At 44.2% G+C, this 24,623-nt stretch carries 22 protein-coding genes; 13 read left to right on the top strand and 9 right to left on the bottom strand.

Annotated elements, in window-relative coordinates:
- The first annotated feature begins 2 nt into the window (after window positions 1-2).
- Entirely contained in the window at window positions 3-692 is a 690-nt protein-coding gene (locus ACR64G_RS07080) for a 1-pyrroline-5-carboxylate dehydrogenase (RefSeq protein ID WP_435978615.1), read from the top strand.
- A gap of 96 nt (window positions 693-788) precedes the next feature.
- Here the strand turns inward: ACR64G_RS07080 and ACR64G_RS07075 are convergent, their stop codons facing one another.
- Window positions 789-1,961, bottom strand: coding sequence for a cupin domain-containing protein (locus tag ACR64G_RS07075; RefSeq protein ID WP_435978614.1), 1,173 nt, complete (start codon window positions 1,959-1,961; stop codon window positions 789-791).
- Between the two features lie 175 nt (window positions 1,962-2,136).
- Between ACR64G_RS07075 and ACR64G_RS07070 the strand changes: the two genes are divergently transcribed.
- Window positions 2,137-2,322 carry an NF038104 family lipoprotein gene (locus tag ACR64G_RS07070; RefSeq protein WP_435978613.1) on the top strand — a complete coding sequence of 62 codons (186 nt, stop codon included), beginning with the start codon at window positions 2,137-2,139 and terminating at the stop codon, window positions 2,320-2,322.
- Here the strand turns inward: ACR64G_RS07070 and ACR64G_RS07065 are convergent.
- The gene (locus ACR64G_RS07065; protein WP_435978612.1) at window positions 2,319-2,954 is read right to left on the bottom strand and encodes a DUF2238 domain-containing protein; all 636 of its coding nucleotides are present in this window, start codon (window positions 2,952-2,954) and stop codon (window positions 2,319-2,321) included. The two genes, ACR64G_RS07070 and ACR64G_RS07065, sit on opposite strands and share 4 nt — an antisense overlap.
- Before the next feature lie 43 nt (window positions 2,955-2,997).
- The gene (purB, locus tag ACR64G_RS07060) at window positions 2,998-4,389 is read right to left on the bottom strand and encodes an adenylosuccinate lyase (RefSeq protein WP_435978611.1); all 1,392 of its coding nucleotides are present in this window, start codon (window positions 4,387-4,389) and stop codon (window positions 2,998-3,000) included.
- Between the two features lie 388 nt (window positions 4,390-4,777).
- On the opposite strand from purB, the gene ACR64G_RS07055 reads away from it, so the two are divergent.
- A complete protein-coding gene (locus ACR64G_RS07055; RefSeq protein ID WP_435978610.1) occupies window positions 4,778-5,179 on the top strand; it encodes a hypothetical protein in 402 nt (133 codons plus the stop codon).
- Between the two features lie 154 nt (window positions 5,180-5,333).
- The gene (locus tag ACR64G_RS07050; protein ID WP_435978609.1) at window positions 5,334-6,173 is read left to right on the top strand and encodes a hypothetical protein; all 840 of its coding nucleotides are present in this window, start codon (window positions 5,334-5,336) and stop codon (window positions 6,171-6,173) included.
- 166 nt (window positions 6,174-6,339) lie between these two features.
- Here ACR64G_RS07050 and mnmA read toward each other — a convergent pair whose 3' ends face one another.
- Window positions 6,340-7,452, bottom strand: a complete 1,113-nt coding sequence (mnmA, locus tag ACR64G_RS07045; RefSeq protein WP_435980672.1) for a tRNA 2-thiouridine(34) synthase MnmA — start codon at window positions 7,450-7,452, stop codon at window positions 6,340-6,342.
- A 279-nt stretch (window positions 7,453-7,731) separates the two neighbouring features.
- Here mnmA and ispF point away from each other — a divergent pair, with 279 nt between their 5' ends.
- The 5 genes from ispF (at window position 7,732) to ACR64G_RS07020 (ending at window position 12,484) form a co-directional block, all read left to right on the top strand.
- Window positions 7,732-8,250, top strand: a complete 519-nt coding sequence (ispF, locus tag ACR64G_RS07040; RefSeq protein WP_435978608.1) for a 2-C-methyl-D-erythritol 2,4-cyclodiphosphate synthase — start codon at window positions 7,732-7,734, stop codon at window positions 8,248-8,250.
- A 162-nt stretch (window positions 8,251-8,412) separates the two neighbouring features.
- Window positions 8,413-8,760 carry a Grx4 family monothiol glutaredoxin gene (gene grxD, locus ACR64G_RS07035; protein WP_435978607.1) on the top strand — a complete coding sequence of 116 codons (348 nt, stop codon included), beginning with the start codon at window positions 8,413-8,415 and terminating at the stop codon, window positions 8,758-8,760.
- 198 nt (window positions 8,761-8,958) lie between these two features.
- The gene (locus tag ACR64G_RS07030) at window positions 8,959-9,501 is read left to right on the top strand and encodes a hypothetical protein (RefSeq protein WP_435978606.1); all 543 of its coding nucleotides are present in this window, start codon (window positions 8,959-8,961) and stop codon (window positions 9,499-9,501) included.
- A gap of 65 nt (window positions 9,502-9,566) precedes the next feature.
- On the top strand, window positions 9,567-11,462 hold the full coding sequence (gene mnmG / locus ACR64G_RS07025; RefSeq protein ID WP_435978605.1) for a tRNA uridine-5-carboxymethylaminomethyl(34) synthesis enzyme MnmG: 1,896 nt from the start codon (window positions 9,567-9,569) through the stop codon (window positions 11,460-11,462).
- A 62-nt stretch (window positions 11,463-11,524) separates the two neighbouring features.
- A complete protein-coding gene (locus ACR64G_RS07020) occupies window positions 11,525-12,484 on the top strand; it encodes an AEC family transporter (RefSeq protein WP_435978604.1) in 960 nt (319 codons plus the stop codon).
- Between the two features lie 99 nt (window positions 12,485-12,583).
- Here ACR64G_RS07020 and ACR64G_RS07015 read toward each other — a convergent pair whose 3' ends face one another.
- The 4 genes from ACR64G_RS07015 to katG form a co-directional block, all read right to left on the bottom strand.
- Entirely contained in the window at window positions 12,584-12,745 is a 162-nt protein-coding gene (locus ACR64G_RS07015) for a hypothetical protein (protein WP_435978603.1), read from the bottom strand.
- A 29-nt stretch (window positions 12,746-12,774) separates the two neighbouring features.
- Window positions 12,775-13,791, bottom strand: coding sequence for an LLM class flavin-dependent oxidoreductase (locus ACR64G_RS07010; RefSeq protein WP_435978602.1), 1,017 nt, complete (start codon window positions 13,789-13,791; stop codon window positions 12,775-12,777).
- Window positions 13,792-14,168: 377 nt separating this feature from the next.
- Entirely contained in the window at window positions 14,169-15,095 is a 927-nt protein-coding gene (locus ACR64G_RS07005) for a LysR substrate-binding domain-containing protein (protein ID WP_435978601.1), read from the bottom strand.
- 246 nt (window positions 15,096-15,341) lie between these two features.
- Complete coding sequence (gene katG / locus ACR64G_RS07000) at window positions 15,342-17,528, bottom strand: catalase/peroxidase HPI (RefSeq protein WP_435980671.1); 2,187 nt, start codon at window positions 17,526-17,528, stop codon at window positions 15,342-15,344.
- A gap of 622 nt (window positions 17,529-18,150) precedes the next feature.
- On the opposite strand from katG, the gene ACR64G_RS06995 reads away from it, so the two are divergent.
- From ACR64G_RS06995 to ACR64G_RS06980, 4 genes are all read left to right on the top strand, one after another.
- Window positions 18,151-20,052, top strand: coding sequence for an AmpG family muropeptide MFS transporter (locus ACR64G_RS06995; protein WP_435978600.1), 1,902 nt, complete (start codon window positions 18,151-18,153; stop codon window positions 20,050-20,052).
- 61 nt (window positions 20,053-20,113) lie between these two features.
- Window positions 20,114-21,070 (top strand): peptide chain release factor N(5)-glutamine methyltransferase, encoded by a 957-nt coding sequence (gene prmC, locus ACR64G_RS06990; protein ID WP_435978599.1) that lies wholly within the window; start codon window positions 20,114-20,116, stop codon window positions 21,068-21,070.
- Window positions 21,071-21,261: 191 nt separating this feature from the next.
- Window positions 21,262-22,578, top strand: a complete 1,317-nt coding sequence (locus tag ACR64G_RS06985) for an ABC1 kinase family protein (protein WP_435978598.1) — start codon at window positions 21,262-21,264, stop codon at window positions 22,576-22,578.
- Window positions 22,579-22,675: 97 nt separating this feature from the next.
- Window positions 22,676-23,911 (top strand): YbfB/YjiJ family MFS transporter, encoded by a 1,236-nt coding sequence (locus ACR64G_RS06980; protein WP_435978597.1) that lies wholly within the window; start codon window positions 22,676-22,678, stop codon window positions 23,909-23,911.
- Between the two features lie 19 nt (window positions 23,912-23,930).
- Here ACR64G_RS06980 and ACR64G_RS06975 read toward each other — a convergent pair whose 3' ends face one another.
- Window positions 23,931-24,380: an Lrp/AsnC family transcriptional regulator gene (locus ACR64G_RS06975; RefSeq protein WP_435978596.1), complete on the bottom strand. Its 450-nt coding sequence runs from the start codon at window positions 24,378-24,380 to the stop codon at window positions 23,931-23,933.
- Window positions 24,381-24,623: the final 243 nt, after the last annotated feature.

The following is a 24,623-nucleotide window of genomic DNA, read 5'->3' as shown; positions in this document are numbered from 1 at the left end:
TTATGACAAATGAATTCAAAACAAATCATGCGCAAGTTTGTGAAGCTTGGCGGTTACTTGGCGCGGTCAACCGTGCCCCTTATTTAGAGGCAGCTATTCCTAAGCTTGCCCTATTGACAGGCAACGCGGCTAGAGCTAAGCGTTTATTCCATCATCTATTGAGCGCTGCACCTAAGCTCGATGATGTCGAGCGTATGGTAGGGGCGACAGGTGAGTCCAATGATCTGTATATGACTGCCCGTGGCAAGACTATGGTCATCGGCGCAGAATCAGCGACAACAATGGCAGTGCTCGGTCAACTGATCGCTGCATTGCTCACTGGTAATGAGGTCATATTGCATTGCCCTAGCCAATATGAGATGTGCGATGAGGCAGCAAAAATACTGTATGATACGGGTATCAGCGACGATGTGTTAAGCGTGGCTAACGACGCGCAAACGGTGACTTTGCTCTATATCGACCGCTTAGCACAAGTGGCAGTCGCAGGTGATACTAGCGAGATCCAAGAGATCAGCCAGACGCTTGCCGACACTGATGGTATCTTGACTCAAGTTATTGCTGTTAGTGATATGAAAGAGCTATCTGAGATGCTTACGCCAGATTATCTCTATCGATTTGTCACAGAAAGAGTGATTACGATTAATACCACTGCTATTGGTGGTAATGCAAGTTTGCTGGAGCTAGGTACTTAGTAGAATATAGAGCATAATAAAAACCCGATATCTGAGTCATCAGCTATCGGGTTTTTTATGCGTGTATAAGAGCTATTTTACTATGCTAACTCATTACTATTCAGCGTGATCTATCCATACCCAGCCATTTTCAAGCCATTCACTTAAGTCATCAGGATCGATATCTGTGACATCGCTATGTTGTAAGTGTTCGCCATTAGCCAAACGCGCTAATATGGCTATTGCCGCAGCATCCAGACCATCGATACGTTGACCATTAGCATATAGCACGATGCCATCACTGGTCTGGCTATAAAGCAAACGATTGCTATAGTCGGCTTGCAGGGTTGCGCCATCGAGCAGGGCTTGCATTAACTCATCAGTATCTACCGTCTCTTCAGGTACCAGCGCATCATATTGACGTTTGCTCACGACTTCCGACACTGCTTGACGAATGATATCGTCGCCACGCTCAGATTGTAGCATCTCTAGTAGCTGCGCTTTAATAGCCGCGATGCTGTCCGCTTGTAATTCCCCTGAGTTCTGTAGCGCTTGGGGTAGCAGCATCGGGATGAATAAACTGCTGTCATTGGTTGCGATATCAGCCACACTATCAATAATTTGCATGAGGTTAGGACGACGACATCCAAAAGAGAACGTTAGACAATCATCCTGTGCCACACCGAAATGTGATAATTTTGGCGGTACATAGAGCACGTCGCCGGCTTCTAATATCTCATCAAAGATAATCTTGCCCATATTATCAAATAATCGAATTGGCTCGTCTGCGACAAACTCAGTGCTTTTATCACAGAATTTGCCGAGCTGCCAACGCCGGGAGCCGTAGCCTTGTGCTAAAAACACATCGTAATCGTCATAATGTTTACCGACTGAACCGCCTGTAGGCGCATATGAGACCATAATGTCATCACGCTGCCACTGCGGAATAAAGTCAAATGCTTGCCATAATTGACCCAGTTCAGGTGACCATTGTTCCATATTCTGAACCAGTACAGTCCATTGTTCTGGCAAGTTTTCAAAATCAATTTCAGTCAATGGGCTTTTTTTGAGTTGCCATTGTGCCTGACCTTCTGTCTTACTCGCTGCTTGAGTCAGCAGACGCGCGCTTGCATCTTCTTCAAGCGCAAGACCAAGCATGTCATCGGTCTCGAACATGCCGACTAACTGTGGTAGACCTTGTTTAATAAGTAATGGCTTTTTTTGCCAGTACTCCCTCAAGAATTGCTCAGGCGTGATAGAGTCGGGTAAACAAAGAGGAATAGAAGTCATTGATAATCCATATTTTAAATACGTACGAGATTAATTAAAGGGATGCTTTATAGGACAGTTTTAATAGTTTATGATATTCACCTATCTGATGACTATCTTTTATATGGTGACACTCATAAAATAGCGGCTACCAAATAATAGCAGTCATGAGCATTCACTCAATCGTAGGAACATTATGAAAAAGCTACATTTTGTTGTCATTATCGCTAGCCTATTTTTGCTACAAGCCTGTGTCCATAAAATTGTCACAGTACCCGCTAAAATCGCTTATAAAACCACCAAAGGCGTAGTCAAAGGCACGGTTGCTGTAGGTAAAGCTATCATACCGGGCGATAGTGATGACGACAAAAAAGACGATTAAAACACAATTTGGTTTTTACGAGTTTGGAATAAAACTACAACTGCGCTCATTAGACCGCCCAATAATGCCAGCGCCATATCGCTATGAGCATCCCAAATATCACCTTGTTGACCGTTATAAGCTTCTGCTGCTTTTGGTGACAAGGTCGTTGCAATACCCCATTCCAGTAGCTCATAAAGCAAGCTTGATGACATATTAATCATGAGTGCGATAGCGATTAAAAGCTTGAGTGATTGAATCTTGAAGAGGGATTTTGAGATCTCAGCCATCGCACCAAATAGCAATAATCCATAGCTAAAATGAACCAGCCTGTCATACATATTGCGCTGCCAACCAAACCACTCACTTAAACGTATACCAAACAGCTGCTGCGTCCACTCATCATATGGCACATACGAGTACAGATAGCGTGCGCCTATAATGTGAATGACTAAAAATAGTGCAGCGAGCACATAAGAGCGCGAGCTAATATGGCAGTAGTGATAAGTGATCATCATTAATGCTAAAAACAACAGCGTGCCTAATTGATGGAGTAGGTAACTTGACCACTCTAGAGGCTCAATACTTGCCAGTACCATGACGATAAATACCGCAACAGTACTGACAATGACAGAGTTAAAGTTTCGATGCATTTGCACGCTTCTTTAATTATTAGCAGCTATTTATAGCTGATGATTAAAGCTTAGCAATCCACTCTTCAATCGTACGGGCTTGCTCGGCTGCATTACCGATATAGGTCGCTGGAGTTAGTTCACGTAGACGTGTTTTATCCGCATCGCTAACGGCTGCTAACTCGTCACTTTCAACGAATGTCAGCATCGCTTCGCGAGTCATGGCATTACCACGAGTTAAGGCTTTAAGTTTCTCATAAGGGTTCTCAACGCGGTAGCGGCGCATCACTGTCTGAATCGGCTCAGCCAATACTTCTTGTGCTTGATCCAAATCATCATTTAAGCGCTGTGCGTTCAGCTCAAGCTTACCAACGCCTTTTAGGCAAGCATCGAAAGCTATCATGCTTTGCGCCAAACCAACACCGATGTTACGCAGGACCGTTGAGTCTGATAAATCGCGCTGCATACGTGAAATCGGAAGCTTTTCACCCAAATGTGCCAGCATCGCATTGGCAACGCCCAAGTTACCTTCTGAGTTTTCAAAATCAATCGGGTTGACTTTGTGCGGCATCGTTGATGAACCCACTTCACCGTCTTTTAGACGCTGTTTGAAATAGCCTAAGCTAATATACTGCCAAATATCACGATTGAAATCGATCAAGATCGTATTGAAGCGTCTTACCACATCAAACAACTCAGCGATGTAATCATGTGGCTCAATCTGCGTGGTATAAGGATTAAAGGTTAATCCAAGACGCGCTTCAATGAAATGCTCTGCATGAGTTTGCCAGTCCACATCAGGGTAGGCGGCATAATGAGCATTATAGTTACCGACGGCACCATTGATTTTACCCAACAGTTCAACTTCACCGACTTGCTTAATCTGGCGAGCAAGACGGTAAGCGACATTAGCCATCTCTTTACCCAGCGTCGTTGGGCTGGCGGTTTGCCCATGCGTACGTGATAGCATAGGTTGATCGGCATGAACAATCGCCAAATCAACAATACTGTTAGTTACTTGCTGCATTTTGGCCACTACAAGCTCGCGGCTATCTTTTAGCATTAGCGCATAGGATAAGTTATTAATGTCTTCGCTAGTACAGGCAAAATGAATAAACTCTAAACTATCTTCTAATTGCTGATTACCACGGAACTTATCTTTAATAAAGTATTCGACGGCTTTGACATCGTGATTGGTCGTCGCTTCAATGTCTTTGATCGCCTGAGCGTCGCTTTCGCTAAAATCAGTCACAATGCTATTCAAAAAGGCATTGGTCTGATCATCAAATGCTGCTAATTCACCAATAGCACTATTATCCGCTAAAGATTGTAACCAGCGAATCTCAACCGTAACACGCGCTTTAATCAGACCGAATTCAGATAAATAAGGGCGCAAGCTGTCGGCTTTTGATGCATAGCGACCATCGATGGGAGAGAGGGCGGTGAGGAGGTTCATAACATAGCCTTTAAAATAGTGAGTAGATACTAAGCAGTGGTAAAAAATGAATGCGCAATTATAACCTGATTGGACTAAGGCGTGTCTTCATTTTGACTGGAATGATAAAAAATGAGATAGATTTTGATATTGAAAGTGACTCTTACAACGCATACAAATATTTTGTCTAAAAACTCTTAAAAATTAATGCAAATTTAGCTATTTTCAAAATATTGGAAGCCGTTTGTTCAGATTGAGAGCATGCATTGATCATTTGGACAAAAAGTTGGCAATAGTAAAGAAAAATTGTTTACTTATTTTAACAGTGGTGATATATTTTTGGAAAATTTAGTCTACTAAAAAAATAGACTTGATATTAAATCGCTTCGGCACTTATTAAGGGTTAACAATGAACACACTAGTAAATGTTTTATTGATGGGAAGCGTTTTGGCATTAGCTGCTTGTGGTGGCGATTCTGATAGTAGTGGTAGTTATGGTAGCTCTGAGGAACCTATTCAATTTCAAGGATTATCGAATTGTCAAATTAATGGTAATACAATTACCGTTGATGAAATTAGCCGAGGATGCTTAGTCAAAAAATCCAACATCAACAATGGCAAGAGATTCTCTTTAAGCTGTCAGGTTGTAGGCACTTCACCTCGAGCTTTTGCTAATTTTATTATCAGAACTACTGATGATGGCGATATTAATGAGATTGATCGTGATATAGAGAACAATCCTAATGGTAAATATAAGTATGTTTGTAACCCAGTAAACAATCCGTTCCCATCTTCTAGACTCTCTAATTAAGTCATTTTACTATAGATAGATAAAGCCGTCTTTGTATTAGATAGAGGTGGCTTTTATACGCAATACGTTTAAAAAAACCAATGATTCGATCATGAAGTTTGTCTACATTAAGCTAAAAAATGTTAGCCAAACACACTGTTTTTAGAATATGCCTATGAAAGACAAACCTTTACTTTTATTATCCGTTGTTGTGGCCTTTGTTTTTGGGGTTTTAAGCACTTACTTGTTTATGACCAAACAACAAATGGATTATGTCCTGCAAGCCAAACAGCAGTCGCCTTCATCTTCTAATATAAACGATAATCAAGACGCTTCTAACTCGGCAACTGGTCTAGTGTCACAGGATTCATTGAACAGGCGTGATGTTACGTCGCAGCAAGACCTCTCAAATTTGACAGACTCAAACTCAGCTTCTATCAACGACTACTCAAAAGAGCAAGCGTTAGACTTAGTCGATAATATGCCCGATTACGTGTTAGGGCAGTATGTTGATAAGTTTATGGCAAAGGGCGATAGCGAGGTCATCACGGACAAAAGACGCTTTGCAGAACGAGCGGTAGAGGAGTTATATAGCAAAGATGATACACGTCCTTTAGTTGGAGAAGTCAGGCTTTCCTTTGATAGCAATATGCCGTCGACCTCAATAAATACCTCAACGATAAATAAAAACGCCAAACTATTCGCTCATTTGGATACTGCGGGCAAAGTACCTGCCAGCCCTTTTGCTTTTGTGAAGTGGGTGAACAATGAGACAGGACAGGTTTTATTGTTTGAGAAGAAAAACATCGTCGCGGGCAGCAATCAAAATTGGGTGAGTTTTAAACCCTATGAAGGATGGTTACCTGGTAGCTACGATGTCAAGTTCTATCAGTTCACATCAGAGCTTGAACCCATTGCCCACCTAACTTATCAAATCTACACCGTTGATGATGATGGACAAAACGAAACTAGGGATATTGCGAGTAGTACAGCGAGTGCGATAGTAAACCAATAACACTTGAATGTTCTAAGAATGTTCTAAGTAGCAAGGTCAAACCTGATAATAAACTAAGAGCCTAACTGCGTTCGCCGACCGAGGCTGCAAAAGATTTATCTCAATTCTGCTATATCTTTTTAATATTGGACTGACTATCGCTTATTTGAACCCCTAGACTCTAAAATCAGAGGGACTGCGGTGCGTCTATCGATTCAATGACGCCGCCGCCCAAGCAGACCTCATCGATATAGAATACCGCTGACTGACCGGGGGTGACCGCGCGTTGCGGCGCATCGAATATCACTTTAACCTCACTACCATCTTGATCAACGGCAAATACACGGCATACTTGATCAGGCTGACGATAACGCGACTTTGCCATACAGCGCAGACCTTGCTCACTAAAAATATCAGCTGGCGCGACACCCTCAATCCAATCAAGCTTGTACGCGCGTAGCTCATTGCTCATGAGCATGAGATGTTCGTGACCTTGACCGACAATTAAGCGATTGTTATCTAAGTCTTTTGCTAGTACAAACCATGGTGCATCAACGCGGTCTTTGACACCGCCGATGCCGATACCGCCGCGCTGACCTAAGGTGTAGTACATGAGCCCATCGTGGCTACCAATAATGTGACCATCGTCTGTAATGATATCGCCTTTTTGCGCAGGCAAATACTGTTGCAAGAAATCTTTAAATCGGCGCTCGCCGATAAAGCAAATCCCCGTAGAGTCTTTTTTCTTAGCCGTAGCCAAATCATGCTCTTCAGCAATTTGACGTACGACAGGCTTTTCAAGTTCACCAATGGGGAACAAGGTTTTGGCAAGTTTGTCACCGCCAACCGCATGTAAGAAGTAACTTTGATCTTTATTGTCATCGAGACCGCGTAATAACTGCGCAACCCCAGTGCCATTGTCGTTGATATAGTCCACACTACGGCGCGTATAGTGACCCGTCGCAATATAATCTGCGCCAAGGGTCAAAGCATAATCCAAAAACGCCTTAAATTTAATCTCTTTATTACACAAAATATCAGGGTTTGGCGTGCGTCCTGCTTTGTATTCTGCTAAAAAATGCTCGAAAACTCTGTCCCAATATTCCATAGCAAAATTGGCGGTGTGCAATTTGATTCCGATTTTGTCACAAACCGCCTGCGCGTCTGCTAAGTCATCCATAGCCGTACAGTATTCAGTACCGTCATCTTCTTCCCAGTTCTTCATAAACAAACCTTCAACTTTAAAACCTGCTTGTTGAAGTAAGACAGCTGATACAGAGGAATCAACCCCGCCTGACATACCGACAATCACATGCTTGTTGCTTGGATAGTCGATATCGGCTAAGGTTAGCGGACGATAGGCGCTAGAAGTGGATGTCGCTTGCGTAACTGAGGTATCTGGCACGGCTGATGTAACGGACATAAAAGTCACTCAATAACTTGTGATAAAATAAAGGTCTATTATATCAGTTAAAGCAAATCGGTGGCAGGCAGGGCGCTACTTTTGCACTAAAAACAGCACTGAAATTTAGATAGTGGTTTTAAATAATTTTAATCATGTTTTTAATTTGGAAATACTATGATAAAAATCGGTCAAGGTATAGACGTTCATGCTTTTCACAATAATGGTCAGCAGCAGCAATATGTCATACTAGCGGGCGTGCCTATTGAGCACACTCATAGTCTGCTTGCGCACTCCGATGGTGATGTGGTGCTGCACGCGCTTGCCGATGCACTCCTTGGTGCGTTGGCGCTTGGCGATATCGGTCAGCATTTCCCTGATACTGATGCGGCGCACGCAGGACTCGATTCGCGGGTACTACTGCGCTACGTCTATACCAAGATACAACAAGCAGGCTATACGCTTGGTAACGCTGATATCACAATTATGTGTGAGCGCCCAAAGATTGCACCTTTCAATGAGGCTATGCGTGATAATATCGCCAGCGACCTGAAAACCGATACCAGCAACATTAGTGTCAAAGCAACGACTAGTGAAAAGCTAGGATTTACAGGTCGCCAAGAGGGCATAATGTCAAGCGCCGTGGTACTATTAGTGCCTGATAACACTGATAGTGTTAATGCGACCAATGCTTAAGCTAATACTGTAAGAATGCTTAAGCTAATACTGTAAGTAAGGTTTAGAGGTAACAATCAGAGTATTGAGCATTGCTTGCAAAAACCCTTTGATCACCCCATGTAGCAAAGATATCTAATCAGAGTTTAATTTTTTACCATGAGTTTAATATTAGGAGCTTTTATGAGCGAGCAAACCCCAAACGCAGCCAATGATGTCGAACAATTGATCCGTGATCAAATAAAAGATAACAAAGTAATTATCTATATGAAAGGCACGCCGCAGTTCCCGCAGTGTGGGTTTTCGGCTAAATCTATTGAAGTATTGACGCAAATTGGTCGTCCCTTTGCCTTTGTGAATATTTTAGAGAACCCAGAGATTCGTGCTACTTTGCCAAAAGTTGCCAACTGGCCAACGTTTCCGCAATTATGGATTGATGGCGAATTGATGGGCGGCTCAGATATTATCTTGCAAATGTACCAATCAGGCGAGCTTAAGCCTTTAGTTGAAGCGAACAGCCCAGCGGCTTAATGTTTAAGTATTTATTGAGCTTTTTGATGCTCAAATAAATTACTTATACTCTTAGCGTATAGTAAACCCGAGTAGCCTTGTCAAATAGATTGGATAGGCTATTCGGGTTTTTTATTGCCTACCTAATCGCTTGTTTTTGTAGGTTTTAGTCCCATATAGTGAATCTAAACCTGATACCGATGACAAGAGGAGAGAACTATGACTACTCAAGAGTTTAATACTAAAAATGAGCAAGAATCTGCTGAGCAAGCCGCTATCGAAAAGCGCCGCGAACATCTCAAAAACGAGTCGACGCGTATTATAAATATGGCAGGCAGTGAGTCAAATTCTGCGCTCAAATGCATCCATCAACTGAGTGTGGCAGGCGGGGCAACCGAAGGAACTTATATCGCTATCGAGCAGCGTATTGTTGCCGATCAGGATCCGGCGGGTGCGTACCATCTTGCGCTACTGGCACAGAACACGCCAGATTTGCCAATCGATGCGCGTCAGCTTATTGAGTTGGCTGTCAATAAAGGCGATAACGATCAGCTGTTGGCGCTGCTAAAAAACTTACCGCTGCCGCCCGTTGAGGCAATTAAAGCTAAAATACTAGCGAGCAACGATGGTGAAGCAATTGGCAAGATGAATGCTTATTTGCAGATCAATCCAGAAGGGTATGGCAGCCAGCATATGCTCGCTAGTGGTCAGGCAGATCGTATTGTCCCGCTTAGCCCAGGTAATAATATGAATAATCACTGAATATTGCTATAATTGGCGACTATTTTCTCCATCCATATTGACGTTATCTGTCAAGCGAGGCATGTATGCAATACCCAAAAACTTACGATGTGGTAGTAATCGGTGGCGGTCATGCCGGTACTGAAGCTGCACTGGCTGCGGCTCGTATGGGCGCGCAGACTTTGCTCTTGACACACAACATCGAGACGCTGGGGCAGATGAGCTGCAATCCAGCGATTGGCGGTATTGGTAAATCGCATTTGGTGCGCGAGATTGATGCGTTAGGCGGTGCAATGGCGCTGGCAACGGATAAGTCAGGTATTCAGTTTCGCGTATTGAACAGCCGTAAGGGCGCGGCGGTTCGCGCCACTCGGGCACAAGCCGATCGTATTCTTTATAAAGCAGCTATTCGTCATACGTTAGAGAATCAGGCCAACCTTGATATATTTCAGCAAGGGGCTGATGATATCTTGGTCGAAAATGGCCGTGCTACTGCGGTTGTGACCTCGACAGGCATTATCTTCAAAACTGAAACGGTCGTGCTCACCTCAGGCACCTTTTTGGGCGGAGTCATTCATATTGGCTTAGAGAACTCTAAAGGCGGGCGAGCAGGGGATCAGCCTTCTATCAAATTAGCGGATCGTTTACGTGAGTTAAAATTACCAGTAGGTCGGCTCAAGACAGGAACGCCTGCGCGTATCGATGCGCGTACGGTAGATTTTAGTGTAATGACTGTGCAGCCGGGAGATACGCCGCTGCCAGTGATGAGTTATATGGGTGATGTCTCTATGCATCCTGAGCAAGTTAATTGCTATATCACCCATACCAATGCGCGCACCCACGATATCATTCGTGAGAATTTGGATCGCTCACCGATGTTCTCAGGCAAAATCGAAGGCGTAGGTCCACGTTATTGTCCGTCTATCGAAGATAAGATTCATCGTTTTGCGGACAAAGACAGCCATCAGATATTTATTGAGCCTGAAGGTCTGACCACGCATGAGCTGTATCCAAATGGTATCTCAACCAGCCTACCGTTTGATGTGCAATTAGAGTTTATTCATAGTATGAAAGGGCTTGAGAACGCGCATATCACCCGTCCAGGTTACGCGATCGAGTATGATTACTTTGACCCACAAAATCTAAAACCAACGCTTGAAACTAAATCTATTGATGGTCTGTATTTCGCAGGTCAAATCAACGGTACGACGGGCTATGAAGAAGCAGGGGTGCAAGGGTTGTTAGCAGGTACTAATGCGGCGCTTGTTACCACTAACAATAAGGATTATGAAACATGGACACCGCGCCGCGATGAAGCGTATCTTGGTGTGCTTGTGGATGATTTGATCACTCATGGTACCACTGAGCCGTATCGCATGTTCACTAGCCGCGCTGAATATCGTCTACTGCTACGTGAAGACAATGCCGATCAACGCTTGACTGAAACGGGTCGTAAGCTTGGTTTAGTCGGAGACGCCCGCTGGCAAGCTTACGAGCAGAAAATGGACACTATCGCTACTGAGTCTGCTCGCTTAAAAGATATGTGGGCAACCCCTACCAATGCTTTAGGACAAAAAGTCACTGAGCAAACAGGAGAGGTGCTATCTAAAGAAGCAACGGCCTTTGATTTGCTAAAGCGTCCGCAGATTCATTTTGCTGATATCGCAGCAATTACGGATTCGCATGTCGATACCTTAGTAGGCGAGCAGATTGAAATCTCGGTTAAGTACGCAGGCTACATCGATCGTCAGCAGGAAGATATCGAGCAGATGAAGCGCTTAGAGAACACCGCGTTGCCAACTGATTTTGATTATAGTATGGTCTCAGGTCTCTCCAATGAGATTGTACAAAAGCTCACCAAGGTAAAACCCGCGACACTAGCGCAAGCAGGACGTGTTAGCGGGGTCACGCCAGCCGCGATTCAGCTACTAGCGATGACCGTTAAGAAGAATAAAAAAGCTAAAGCGGCGTTAGGCACTTAAAGGTTATCTATAAGGTGCTCTAACGTTGAGCACTTGTTACATCTTCTGGTCTGAGCCTACTTATGATTGACGCGATCGTCTTTGCTATTACTATTGTACTGCCCAACCTGTTTTTGATGGGGTTGGGTTTTTTTATGCAAAAACGCGGCGAGATCAGCCAAACCTTTATCGATCAGGGGTCTTATTTCGTCTTTAATTACTGCTTGCCTGCACTCTTATTCTTTAGTGTGGTTGGCAGTAAAGTCGATTATTCTAAGCAAATTACTCTCATCATCGCAGGAATCATCGTCACCTTTATCCTATTTATTGGTGCTGAGATTTACGCCAAGCGTTTTGTCAGCGCACCCACTGATCAAGGCGTATTTGTCCAAGGGGTATTTCGCAGTAACATGGCGATTATTGGTCTGGCAACTGTCGCTAATGCTTATGGCGATATTGGCTTGAGCATCGGTGCCGTTTACATGGGCATTGTGACCATATTATTTAACATCTTGGCCGTGATTACTTTAAGCCGTGTATCCAAAAGCGTCGATGACACGCGCATAAGTCGTACGGTTATGATTGTCAAAAAGCTCTTTACCAATCCGCTGATTTTAGCGCTGCTTGCCGCTTTTATTTACAAAGCGCTACCTTTACCGCCAATTACAGGGGTTATTCAGACTACAGGTGGTTTACTTGCAGCGGTCGCTCTACCTTTGGCCTTAATATGTGCAGGCGCCAGTATCGATCTAAAATCAATGTTGCATCCTTCAGGCTTGTCTATGCAGGCGAGTATTGGCCGAATCGTTGTTGCACCGATTATTGCGATAGTAGTCGGACTGGTTTTTGGGTTGTCAGGCGTGCATATGGGTGTGCTGTTTTTAATGGTGGCGTCTCCTACTGCTGCTGCTAGCTATGTAATGGCAAAAGCTATGGGCGGCAATGATATTTTGGCTGCCAACATTTTAGCGTTTACGACAGTAGTCGGTATGTTCGGTATGGCGATAGGGGCAGCGGTATTACGTGTGATGGAGCTAATGTAGGACTTGCAAAAGGCAGAAGCTATTAGTCATAACCAATAAAAAACCTTTTACTCGAATAAGTAAAAGGTTTTTTGAGTCATGAGAACTTAATAAAGGTAATTAGCGTCTATTGCGTCTTTCTTCACGGCGCGCTTTACCTTTTGGACTAGTGCGATAGGTCAAATAAGCAAACCCTGCCAATACGATAAGTAATGCCACTATGTACAAAAATATTGATGAGCCGATCATAAAAGACGCACCAAAAACCAAAGAAGCTTGCATGTTAAAATTCCTATTATATGTTGTAATAATTATGCGGGGCTAGCGTTGCCTTGTAAAGTAAACAAGTTTAGCTCCGGTGTAAGTTCAAGTGAACGCAGGCGTGCCGCTTGGTCATATATGTTGGCCGTAACGATCAGCTCATCAGGCTGATGCTGAGCGATAAAGGCGGCAAGTCTAGGCTGTACCGTTTGCACGCTACCGATAAATGACACCGATAGTGCGCTATCGACCATTGTCTTCTCCGCTGCGCTCCAGATACTATCCATACTAGGAGTGGGTCTTGGCATCTGTCCACGCTCACCTCGGCGCAAGCGCACAAAGCTCTGCTGGGCTGAGGTAAAATGATACTGCGCAGTGTCATCATCGTCAGCGAGCAGTAAATTAGCCGCTAGCATAACGTGAGGCTTATCTAAGTACTTAGATGGCTTGAACTGTTCACGATAAGTTGCGATGGCTTGCATGAGTGCCTGCGGGGCAAAATGCGAGGCGAACACATAAGGCAGGCCTAAATGCGCCGCTAAAGTCGCCCCAAATAAAGATGAGCCTAGTATCCAAATCGGTACGTTGGAGCTAGCACCTGGAAAAGCTTGTACTGGGCTGTTGTCACTATCATTACCGAGTAGGTATAGCAGCTCTTGTACCTCTTGCGGGAAGCGTTCAGCATCATTCATTGTGCGCCCTAGTGCTTGAAAGGTCGCACCATCTGTACCAGGTGCGCGTCCCAATCCTAAGTCAATACGGTCGCCGTACAAGGCTTGCAACGTACCGAACTGCTCAGCGACAACCAAAGGCGCGTGATTGGGCAACATAATGCCGCCAGCGCCGATACGAATACGCTCCGTTTGACTGCCAATATGAGAGAGTAATACAGACGTTGCCGCGCTCGCAATCCCTGGCATATTGTGATGCTCAGCCATCCAATAGCGGTTGAGGCCGATGTCTTCTGCCTTTTGAGCAATCTCAACTGTTTGAGCAATACCTTTAGCGGTAGTGGCGCCAGTGGGAACGGGCGCCAAATCTAAAAAGGATAAGGGTATAGTATTCATTATGCTTCACCTATTATTATCGTGCATCTTATTATTCTAAAAGTAGCACAGTATGAATTAATAGCACGTTGCGGCACTAACTACTAAGCACTAACTATAAGAAATTAAGTGAGAGGCTAAGTAGCGGCGCTGACTTATGGTAACAGTGCTGACTTATGGATAATAAGATGGGGGAGATGGGGGATATATAAAGGTCTAAACCGTTGACGATAACAAATCTTAATACTCCAATTGGCCTCAAAGAGGTATTTGCCATAGTAAGAAATTAAAAGCCTGCGATACTTCCGTTTTATTCAAACAAAAGTATCACAGGCTTAATTATTGATGGTTGGACTGTCTCTAAACTTCTAAGTAAGTTGAGCAATAGCCTAAAATTTTTAACTAAACTGCTTTTGACAAAGCTCTATAAAAGCGCGGCCATATTGGCGAATCTCGGCATCATCACGTACCGCCATCCAACTGGTAAAGCGGCCAAAGTGATCGACTGGAATGGCAACTAGGTTTTGATAATGACTGGGCTCAAACGCCATTTCAGCGATGATACCAATACCCAATCCTAGTCCAACATAAGTACTAATCACATCTGCATCCAGAGCTGCAAGGACAATATCAGGCTCAAGTCCTGCTGCCTCAAAAGTTTTGTCGATAGCGCCCCGACCCGTAAAGCCGCCGTGATAAGTCACAATAGGGTAGCTGGCAAGCGTGGGTAGATCGATGGACTCTTGTCCTGCGAGTTCATGGTCTTTTGGCACGATAATGCGATGGGTCCAGTCGTAGTAGCGGTGACAACGCAAATAGTTATTATGCAGCAAAGACTCAGTGGCAATACCGATATCAGCCTGACCACGAATAACCATTTGCGCAATAGTTTCAGGATCGGCTTGTTGCAATATTAGATTAACTTTAGGAAAGCGATCTTTGAATTCTTTGACCACCTGCGGCAAGACATAACGGGCTTGGGTATGGGTTGTGGCAATGGTCAACGTACCTATATTGGGGTTGGTATGATCAAGACTCAAGTTTTCAATCGTGCGAATCTCAGCAAATATTGCCTCTATATGCGGTAGCAAGGCGGTACCCATAGGAGTTAGACCTGTGAGCCTTTTGCCTTGGCGTACGAACACCTCAGCCTTGAGCTGATTTTCAAGAGCAGCGATATGTTTAGATAGGCTGGACTGACTCGTGTGCAGCACGGTTGCCGCTTGACTTAAATTGTAGCCATTGATGACGGTATGCCAGACTGTCTCTAATTGTTTGAGCTGAATTTGTAAGTGTCGCTGATTGACCACCATATCGATTGCCATACCTTAATCCTCAAATTATAGTCATTAATGCTATGACAGTAGCTAGTATATTGAATGATAACTATCAGCTGCTAAAAGTATCAAAAGGCTAGTGTAGTGCAAAGCTATTATTCTTGTATATAATAAATGGTCATGAATGTATAATTTTATGGAATATAGATCAATCAAACCAAAAAAAGCCACCTTATGTAAGATGGCTTTTATTTTAAGTCGAATTCAAAATAACATCAAAGGATGTTGAAAAAGTTACTGAGCCAAATCAAAACGATCTGCACTCATGACCTTGTTCCATGCTTTAACAAAGTCTTGTACGAACTTTTCAAGGTTGTCATCTTGAGCATAGAGCTCGCTATAAGCACGCAAAATAGAATTAGAACCAAATACCAAATCTACACGGCTCGCCTGCCACTTGGTATCACCCGTTGCCCGTTCGCGTACTTCGTACAGTGACGGTGCATCGTTCTCATCGGTTTTGATGGGATGCCAAGTATAGCTCATATCTGTTAAATTGACGAAAAAGTCATTGGTCAGTACCCCTGCGCGCTCAGTAAAGACACCCTGCTGACTGTGATCGTAATTGGTATCAAGGACACGCATACCGCCGATAAGTACAACCATCTCAGGAGCAGTAAGTCCCATAAGCTGCGTATGATCTAATAGCATCTCCTCAGGCGATATCATAGAGCTGCCTTTGATCCAGTTGCGATAACCGTCGTGCAATGGCTCTAAATCAGAGAATGTCTCAGCTTCAGTCATCTCGTCAGTTGCATCACCGCGCCCTGCGTTAAATGGTACCGTAATCTCAACGCCAGCGTTAGCCGCTGCCTTTTCGATCGCCACATTACCAGCAAGTACGATTAAGTCTGCGATGCTAATATCTTTCTCAAAGTCGTTTTGAATAGTCGTCAAAGCTTTAAGGACACGAGCTAATTGCTCAGGCTCATTGCCCATCCAGTCTTTTTGCGGAGCCAAGCGAATACGCGCGCCATTAGCGCCGCCGCGATAGTCTGATGCGCGAAAAGTACGAGCGCTATCCCAGGCGGTAATGATTAGTTCGCGATGATCAATACCGCTATTTAAGATGGTCTCTTTTAAAGTCGCAATATCAGTATCGTCTAAGTCAGCGTTACCCATTGGGATTGGATCTTGCCACGTAAAGTCCTCGCTTGGCACGTCAGCTCCAAGGTAGCGAGACTTAGGACCCAAATCACGGTGAGTCAGTTTAAACCAAGCTTTTGCAAATACCTCGTCAAAGTACTCTGGGTTATTATGAAAGTTCTCTGATATTTTGCGATAAGCGGGATCTTTTATCATCGCCATATCCGCATCGGTCATCATCGGATTGCGGCGTACGCTTGGGTCATGGGCGTCTAGCGGACGATCTTCTTCTTTTATGTCAACAGGCTCCCACTGCCACGCGCCAGCAGGGCTTTTGGTCAGCGCCCACTCGTGGTTAAACAGTAGCTCAAAGTACTCATGATCCCAGCGCGTCGGGTGCGTGGTCCAAGCGCCCTCGATACCACTTGAAACCGTATCGATACCATGACCGCTGCCTTTTGGATTGCGCCAACCAAAGCCTTGTTCGTGCAAGCCTGCCCCTTCTGGCTCATCTTCTATTAGAGTGGCATCACCATTACCATGGCATTTACCGACAGTATGACCACCAGCGGTCAGCGCAACGGTTTCTTCATCATTCATCGACATACGACCAAAGGTGGTACGGATGTCTTGCGCCGTTTTTAGGGGGTCAGGATTACCATCAACGCCTTCTGGATTCACGTAAATGAGACCCATTTGTACTGCACCCAACGGGTTCTCTAACGAATGACGATCTTCGACTTCCTCGTAGCGATTTTTGGTCGCCGCCAGCCATTCACGCTCAGAACCCCAGTAGATATCTTTTTCTGGATGCCAGATATCAGCGCGACCCCCTGCAAACCCTAAGGTTTTAAAGCCCATAGACTCATAGGCCATGTTACCTGCTAATATCATTAAATCTGCCCAAGAGAGCTTATTGCCGTATTTCTTCTTAATGGGCCAAAGCAGACGACGTGCTTTATCTAGGTTGACGTTATCAGGCCAGCTGTTCAATGGAGCAAAGCGCTGATTGCCTGTGTTGGAGCCGCCGCGACCATCAGCGCGGCGATAAGTCCCTGCCGAGTGCCATGCCATACGAATCATAAGACCGCCGTAATGTCCCCAATCAGCGGGCCACCACTCTTGCGACTCGGTCATGAGATCCTTTAGGTCTTGCTTAACCGCTTCTAGATCAAGCTGTTTAAAAGCGCTTGCATAGTCAAAGTCTGCACCCATAGGGTTGGTCTTTTGATCTTGCTGATGCAAAATATCGAGATTCAGCGCATTAGGCCACCAATCGGTAGCTGCAGACGCTTGCGTGGTATGCGCTTGATGCATGACAGGGCAGCCACCCATGCTAGGGCGCTGGGGCTCGTGCGAGTCATCAATGTTCTGATTATGAATGGTCGGGCCTAAGCCATCACCTTTATCGTAAGTGGTATTGCTTGGCGGGTTTGGTTGTTTTGCGTCTGACATGATCGTGCTCCTTGGTTTGGTTTATCATTAGGATTAGATAAATCATATATAACCCTAAACTATTAATAAAACACATATATAATAACGTCATGTTTTAAATAATTAATCATAATACTTATTTCTTCTTATATGCTTATACAATTTGAGATACTTGTTCGTCATAGAGTATCTGTTTTAGTAGTAGGTTAAATGTCACAGAACTGGCAAACTAGCATCTCCATTCAACATCACCATAGTTATGCAAGTTTTGGATACATAGAGTTACGCCTGAGACAAACTGGGTAAAGGCTAAGAAGCGGTACGCGTCTATATTATCAATTTACTAAAAAATATCTGCTCAAAGTCTAGTCAATGTCTATGTTCTCAAGTACCATTATTCAATTTTGCCATAAATATGGCTACTAGGTACAACGGTGAATAATTTTTATCGATCCTTGTCTAATGATGATTGATAAAAATTGTACGCAGTTGTTATTATCGTCTCAAGTTTTGGTGAACTATCATGTCTGCTGTCCGATCTGTACCACCCAATCAATCCGTCATCAAAAAGTCATGGGGTGATGCTGCAAAAGCTTATCTTGATCCTCGTGCTGTCCTAATCTTGTTTTTAGGATTCTCAGCAGGTATTCCTATTTTACTTATTTTCTCGAGCCTATCGCTATGGCTACGAGAAGCGGGTATAGAGCGCGGCGTTGTGACTATGTTTAGTTGGGCGGCGCTAGGATATTCGTTCAAGTTTATCTGGGCGCCACTAATTGATGCACTCCCTGTACCTGTGTTGACAAAGTGGCTTGGTAGACGCAGGGCTTGGATTGTGGTCTCTCAGCTATTAATTGTCATAGCAATACTCTTAATGGCAAGCTTTAACCCTATTAGCGATGAGGCACTATGGTTTATGGCTGCAGCAGCCGTATTGCTAGGGTTTTCATCAGCGACCCAAGACATTGTCATTGATGCGTACCGTATCGAGCTTGCACCGCCAGAGTTGCAACCTACACTTGCAGCCATGTATGTCGCAGGCTACCGTATCGGTATGATAGTTGCTGGGGCTGGGGCATTATATTTAGCAGACTATTTTAGTTCGACAGAGACGTTCTATAGTTACGAGGCTTGGCGCAATACTTATTATGTTATGGCAGCAGTCATGTCTATTGGTATCTTGACCACCTTTGCAGGTTATGAGCCGATCGCTGAGATTTTGCAGACCAAAAAACAGAAACTAAACTTAAAGCTCTTCTTTATTTATGCAGGACTATTGGTGATACCAGGAGCAATATACGGCTTATTGAGTCTTATCAAGATCATCTATAACAACTTTTTGAACGCTGATATTACTGTGATACCACTTGCGCTCTTGCCTATGGTTAATCTTTACTTTTTAGCTCTGGTAGCCTGCGCGCCATTACTGCTTTTATTTTTTATGTTTAATCAGCCAAAACTCATTAATAAAGTCTCGCTGCTCGTTGAGAACGGTAACGACTATCTACGCATAGTCTTGCTATTTATTATTACTGTGATAGGTTTTGTTGGTGCTTTTATTGTTATTGGCAGTCTATTCGCTGAGACCGAAAGTGTGCTGTTAAGCTTCCTCATTGAAACCGTGACTTTGCTCGGTAGCTTAGCGGTAGCGGGAGTAGTAGGCTACGCACTAATTAAAGTAGGTCTTGCCAAAAAAGAAGTCGCTAAGAAGATGTGGGTTGACCCTATTGCTGATTTCTTTAAGCGCTACGGTAAGCAAGCTTTGCTGTTGCTGGCACTTATCGGTCTGTACCGCATCTCTGATATCGTCGCAGGGGTCATCTCCAACGTCTTTTATCAAGATATGGGCTTCACTAAGGTTGAGATTGCCAATGCTGTCAAACTCGTTGGAGTGCTGATGGCGCTCATTGGTGGGTTTTTGGGCGGGATACTAGCGCAAAAAATGCGCATGATGCATGTGATGATGCTAGGTGCGATACTCGCAAGCGTTACCAATCTACTGTTTGTGTTGCTCACTTACCATCCGGGTAGCCTTGAGTATATGTACTTTGCGGTTATCTTGGATAACTTGGCAGCAGGTTTTGCAAGTGCGGTATTTATTGCCTTCTTATCCGCATTAACCTCTATCAAGTTCACCGCCGTACAGTATGCGATATTCTCATCACTCATGACTTTGTTGCCCAAAGTGTTGGGTGGCTACTCTGGTGGTATCGTCGATGCTATGGGTTATCCTTTCTTCTTTATGTTTACCTTTGCTATCGGTATTCCTATCTTGCTACTTATCTACTTAGTGGACAAGCATATCGTCATTGGTGATAATGATGATATCTATGGTGATGATGACTCTGAAGGCGGCAAGCCCTCATTAGCAAAGTCTAACCCTAGTTTAAGCAACACAACTGAGCCGCCGCGCGCTACGGAATAAATCTGTAATGAGCTTTATGCAATTTTAAAAGTGAGAAGTGGCAGTGTCTAGCGTTGAAAAGATGACAGTACTTCAAATCAAGCAGCAAAGTTTGCAGCTGGCAAGTTGTGCGTCAAACAGGGATTTGAGCACTGATACGGTGTTAGGGGCTGACCCGGATACGGCTGATAGAACAATCCCAGCCTTTTGGATAACTGACTGGCTGTTGCATGTACTTGATGAGCCAAGATCGTTCTTATTTACCGATGAGCACTACGAGCTGACAGATACTGAAAGTGTCAAGTTTGATACTGGTATAACTCAAATGCGCCAAGGTATGCCGCTTGCGTACTTGATAGGTCATCAGGAGTTTTGGTCACTGAATTTTAAAGTAAACGCGCATACTCTGATACCAAGGCCTGATACTGAGGTGTTGGTTGAGCAGGTACTACAGTGGATACAAACGAAGACTGATAATTTAACGGCAGATCTAGTAGTCCCTAAGCGTCTGCTAGATCTAGGCACAGGCTCCGGTTGTATTGCGATTAGTCTGGCGCACGAGTTGAGTCTGATGCAGGATAGTAAGGCGTGGCAAGTCGTTGCAGTTGATATCTGTAAGGATGCATTAGAGGTTGCTCAATACAATGCCATAAGCAATCAAGTTCCTGATGTTAAGTTTATACAAAGTAGCTGGTATAAAGCACTATCTAATAATGACGCGCATTTGTTTGACATCATCGTCTCAAACCCGCCTTACATTGATGAGCAAGACGAGCACTTAACCTCTTTAATCGCTGAACCTATTAGTGCGCTAACTGCGCCCGATTCTGGACTGGCTGATATCACGCAGATTGTAAAAGGCGCACCTAAGTATCTAAAAGCAGGTGGTCTATTAGCTATTGAACATGGCTATGATCAAAAAGATCGTGTACAAGATATATTTGTTCAACATGGCTTTGAGTCTATACAGACCATTCAAGATTATGGAGATAATGATCGGGTTACTTTAGGACAAACAACAATGCCATTAGGTGATTGATAGTATGAATAGTAGTAACTAAAACCTTACTGACAGCCTAATCATATTGTGAGAAAGTCGCATCCCTTAAGAGCATTACTCTTCTAAGAACTTGTTTACCTTGTATTTGATATCACTATCTATACTTAATATCTCATAATTTCTTTAATCGCATGTCACTAGGCATTGCTTATTATCAATAGTTGTCCTTTATGAAAATACATCGTCCGCATTTATTAAAACATACTCTTAATGTCGCCAATCGTGTGCGTCAGACGGCAAGCGTCGCAGGTTTATCCGCCCTTCGTATTGCCAAAGGGGAGAAGCCTGACGCGCAATTGCTCAAAGAAACCTTTGAGCAATTAGGCACGACTTATATCAAGATAGGGCAGTTTGTTGCCAGTACGCCGTCACTATTTCCGCGTGAATACGTTGAGGCTTTTCAAGATTGCCTAGATCAAACGACGCCACTCTCGTATCAGTATATCGAGCAAGTATTGAGTGATGAGCTAGCCATTAATAGTCAAAGTTTGAGCGATCTATTTGCTCATATCGAGACAGAGCCACTGGCCTCAGCTTCTATTGCTCAAGTGCATGCTGCGCGGCTGCATAACGGTGATGAGGTCGTGCTCAAGGTACAAAAGCCAGATGTCGAAACCATCATGCAGACCGATCTTGGGGTATTGCATGGCGTGACCAAAATCATTGAACTACTGATGCCCTCGATGAGGTTTGCCAGTATCGCGCCTATTATCGATGAGATTCGCTTGCGTATGCTCGCTGAGACCGATTTTATCGCTGAAGCACAAAACATCCGCGACTTTCAGCAGTTCCTAGCGGTATCGGGTAATACAAAAGTCATCGCGCCCACCGTCTATAATGAGCTGACCACTAAGCGCGTGTTGACCATGAGCCGACTCAATGGCGTCTCTATGATCGATGAATCCGTCATGCGTCAGTACTGTGATGATCCTGCGCAAGTAATGGCAGATACGTTGAATACTTGGTTTGCAAGCCTTATGCTATGCAACAGCTTTCATGCGGACTTGCATGCGGGCAACCTGATGCTACTTACCGATGGGCGTATTGGCTTCATAGACTTCGGTATCGTCGGCAAGCTTAAGGCTGAGAGCTGGCGCGCGTGTATGGGTATGATGCAAGCCTTGCAAGACAATGACTATCAGGCTATGGCACACAATATGATCGATATGGAGATGACGCATGGTCGCTCGCAGGTCGATGTGGCCGCGCTCGGTCAGGATTTGGAAAAGATGATGCGCACGATTATGGCAGAGGACAAGGCTTTTACCAGTGGCGTGCCGTTCAATACCAAAGAGCAGGCTGATGAGCTTAATAAGATGATGCTAGAGATCGTCGCTGTTGGTAAGCGTCATGGTATTCATTTCCCGCGAGATTTTGCTTTGCTCACCAAGCAGCTGCTCTACTTCGATCGCTTTATGCGTACGCTTGCGCCTGATATGGATATGTTCAGCGATCAGCGTGTGGCGATGATCGGACAATCTGTTTGATCACAATGAATAAGTTAGTTTGAGCGTACCTTCGAAGTATTATTACAAAGCTGCCATCAAAGCCGCTTTTTAGCTTTTATCCCTGCAAGCGACTGTCATGAAGACAAGTATCATAAATCGTATGGCTCCTAGGATTACCAATCAGACTTATATCGCCTTTACTGGTCTATATTGTCTTGCGGTAGTCATGGGTTATGGGCGTTTTTTATTTACTGCTACCTTACCTGATATCATGACTCAACTGACGCTGTCAACGACGATCGCGGGTTGGTTGGCTTCGGTCAATTATATGGGTTATTTTATTGGCGCTTTAATAGCGATGTTCGTGCCTGAGCGTACGACATGGCAAACCCTTATACTCTGGACAGCGATGAGTATCATAACGACTATGATGCTTGTCTTGTCAAATATGCCTCTTATGCTCTGGTATGTCGTTCGTCTGCTGGCTGGTATCGCAAGCGGTATAGCGATGATACTAAGCACAACCCTTGTCATTCAAAACTTTAGCGCTGAGCGTCGATCACTGCTCTCGACCGTACACTATGCTGGTATTGGTGTCGGTATCAGTGCGTCGGCTATCTTAACGTGGGGGTTGCTGGCTCTGGGGTATCATTTCGATATGATTTGGTTAATCGCAGGGATTAGCAGCTTGCCGTTGTTATGGTTGCTGTTAGGCATTCGACCGAGTAGCACTGCTGAACCAAACTTGCAACCACGCTCTATTCGTCAAACTTACATCAACTTCAAACGCTCCTTGATTGATGCGATTAGCGGCAATGGTAAAGCCATCTCGTTGCTATCAGCCAGCTATGTACTCGCAGGGTTCGGCTACATTACCTCAACGACCTTTTTACCAGTCATGGCAACGAATCAAATGGCAAACGCTTACGCAGGCTTGCAGATTTGGCTGGTGGTTGGTGTCTGTATTATTGTGTTCAACCCCATTTGGGGTATCCTTGCCAAACGCATTGGCGAGATTAATACTTTGATTGGCTTAACCTTGTTACAAGCATTTGGTATGTTCAGTCCCTTATGGTTCTCAGGCGCGCTCGGACTGTATGCCAATGCGATCATCATCGGGATGACCTTTGCAGGTATGGTGTCAATGACCCTAAATATTATCAAAAATATGAATCCTGTTTATTCAAATCTGCTCGTTGGATTGGCTACTTTAGCGTATGCACTAGGCCAGTTTATAGGGCCTCTGGTGACCGTCGCCTTGGCAGGTGATAGTGATAATTTTGATGCAGGACTACTTGCGGCGGGTATCGGGCTATTCATTGGCTTAGTATTATTGCTATGGTTTCGACAGTTGCCGCAAAAGGCAATTTAAGATCTTCAAAAGTAAATATTTAAACCATGCTACGATTGAATACCTCTCGCAGCTCAAAGCTAGTATGTACTTGCGCCACACCCTCGATACGATTAAGACGGTGCAATAAAAACTCTTCATAATGTGCCATATCGCGCACGCGTACCTTGATCAGATAATCCTCACTGCGACCCGTCACAATACTACAGCTCACCACCTCATCAAAGCTTTGAACTTTGCGCTCAAACTGATCGAAGCGCTCAGCAGTATGACGGTCCATACTGATAGCAATAAATACCGCCAGCGGATAACCCAGCTTCTGCGCATTGGTTTGTGTATGATATCCTGTAATAATTCCTGACTCTTCTAAGCGCTTGATACGCCGCGCGCAAGGCGTAGCGGACAGATTGACCCGTTCGGCAAGTTCAGTAATACTCATTCGCGCATTAGTCTGTAATAGGCGCAGTAGCTGCTTATCTATTTTATCCATAGTCATATCAGAATTTATATTGTTATCTATCACGATTAAACCCGTTTATTAGAGAATTTCACTATTTAGCGGTGTAATACTGTCAGTAAACTCTATTATGACAGGTAATATCCTTTGATAAAGCCGTTTTTTGATTGCACTAATTTGTTATTATAAAGGCATAGAATTGCTTCATTAATTATTCAAGCCCAGTAAATAAAATATACTCTTACACTAACTAACATTCTTAAACCAATAATATTT

Origin of the sequence: Psychrobacter sp. DM4, assembly GCF_051307035.1 — a bacterium.
GTDB lineage: Bacteria > Pseudomonadota > Gammaproteobacteria > Pseudomonadales > Moraxellaceae > Psychrobacter.
The sequence above is the reverse complement of the archived record's forward strand: the minus strand, read 5'-3'. Positions and strand labels throughout refer to the sequence as shown.

Excerpts from the sequence above, each read along its gene's own strand:
- ACR64G_RS07080 (WP_435978615.1), top strand. The coding sequence starts at position 3 with ATGACAAATGAATTCAAAACAAATCATGCGCAAGTTTGTGAAGCTTGG.
- ACR64G_RS07075 (WP_435978614.1), bottom strand. The coding sequence starts at position 1,961 with ATGACTTCTATTCCTCTTTGTTTACCCGACTCTATCACGCCTGAGCAA.
- ACR64G_RS07070 (WP_435978613.1), top strand. The coding sequence starts at position 2,137 with ATGAAAAAGCTACATTTTGTTGTCATTATCGCTAGCCTATTTTTGCTA.
- ACR64G_RS07065 (WP_435978612.1), bottom strand. The coding sequence starts at position 2,954 with ATGCATCGAAACTTTAACTCTGTCATTGTCAGTACTGTTGCGGTATTT.
- purB (WP_435978611.1), bottom strand. The coding sequence starts at position 4,389 with ATGAACCTCCTCACCGCCCTCTCTCCCATCGATGGTCGCTATGCATCA.
- ACR64G_RS07055 (WP_435978610.1), top strand. The coding sequence starts at position 4,778 with ATGAACACACTAGTAAATGTTTTATTGATGGGAAGCGTTTTGGCATTA.
- ACR64G_RS07050 (WP_435978609.1), top strand. The coding sequence starts at position 5,334 with ATGAAAGACAAACCTTTACTTTTATTATCCGTTGTTGTGGCCTTTGTT.
- mnmA (WP_435980672.1), bottom strand. The coding sequence starts at position 7,452 with ATGTCAGGCGGGGTTGATTCCTCTGTATCAGCTGTCTTACTTCAACAA.
- ispF (WP_435978608.1), top strand. The coding sequence starts at position 7,732 with ATGATAAAAATCGGTCAAGGTATAGACGTTCATGCTTTTCACAATAAT.
- grxD (WP_435978607.1), top strand. The coding sequence starts at position 8,413 with ATGAGCGAGCAAACCCCAAACGCAGCCAATGATGTCGAACAATTGATC.
- ACR64G_RS07030 (WP_435978606.1), top strand. The coding sequence starts at position 8,959 with ATGACTACTCAAGAGTTTAATACTAAAAATGAGCAAGAATCTGCTGAG.
- mnmG (WP_435978605.1), top strand. The coding sequence starts at position 9,567 with ATGCAATACCCAAAAACTTACGATGTGGTAGTAATCGGTGGCGGTCAT.
- ACR64G_RS07020 (WP_435978604.1), top strand. The coding sequence starts at position 11,525 with ATGATTGACGCGATCGTCTTTGCTATTACTATTGTACTGCCCAACCTG.
- ACR64G_RS07015 (WP_435978603.1), bottom strand. The coding sequence starts at position 12,745 with ATGCAAGCTTCTTTGGTTTTTGGTGCGTCTTTTATGATCGGCTCATCA.
- ACR64G_RS07010 (WP_435978602.1), bottom strand. The coding sequence starts at position 13,791 with ATGAATACTATACCCTTATCCTTTTTAGATTTGGCGCCCGTTCCCACT.
- ACR64G_RS07005 (WP_435978601.1), bottom strand. The coding sequence starts at position 15,095 with ATGGCAATCGATATGGTGGTCAATCAGCGACACTTACAAATTCAGCTC.
- katG (WP_435980671.1), bottom strand. The coding sequence starts at position 17,528 with ATGGGTGGCTGCCCTGTCATGCATCAAGCGCATACCACGCAAGCGTCT.
- ACR64G_RS06995 (WP_435978600.1), top strand. The coding sequence starts at position 18,151 with ATGTCTGCTGTCCGATCTGTACCACCCAATCAATCCGTCATCAAAAAG.
- prmC (WP_435978599.1), top strand. The coding sequence starts at position 20,114 with ATGACAGTACTTCAAATCAAGCAGCAAAGTTTGCAGCTGGCAAGTTGT.
- ACR64G_RS06985 (WP_435978598.1), top strand. The coding sequence starts at position 21,262 with ATGAAAATACATCGTCCGCATTTATTAAAACATACTCTTAATGTCGCC.
- ACR64G_RS06980 (WP_435978597.1), top strand. The coding sequence starts at position 22,676 with ATGAAGACAAGTATCATAAATCGTATGGCTCCTAGGATTACCAATCAG.
- ACR64G_RS06975 (WP_435978596.1), bottom strand. The coding sequence starts at position 24,380 with ATGGATAAAATAGATAAGCAGCTACTGCGCCTATTACAGACTAATGCG.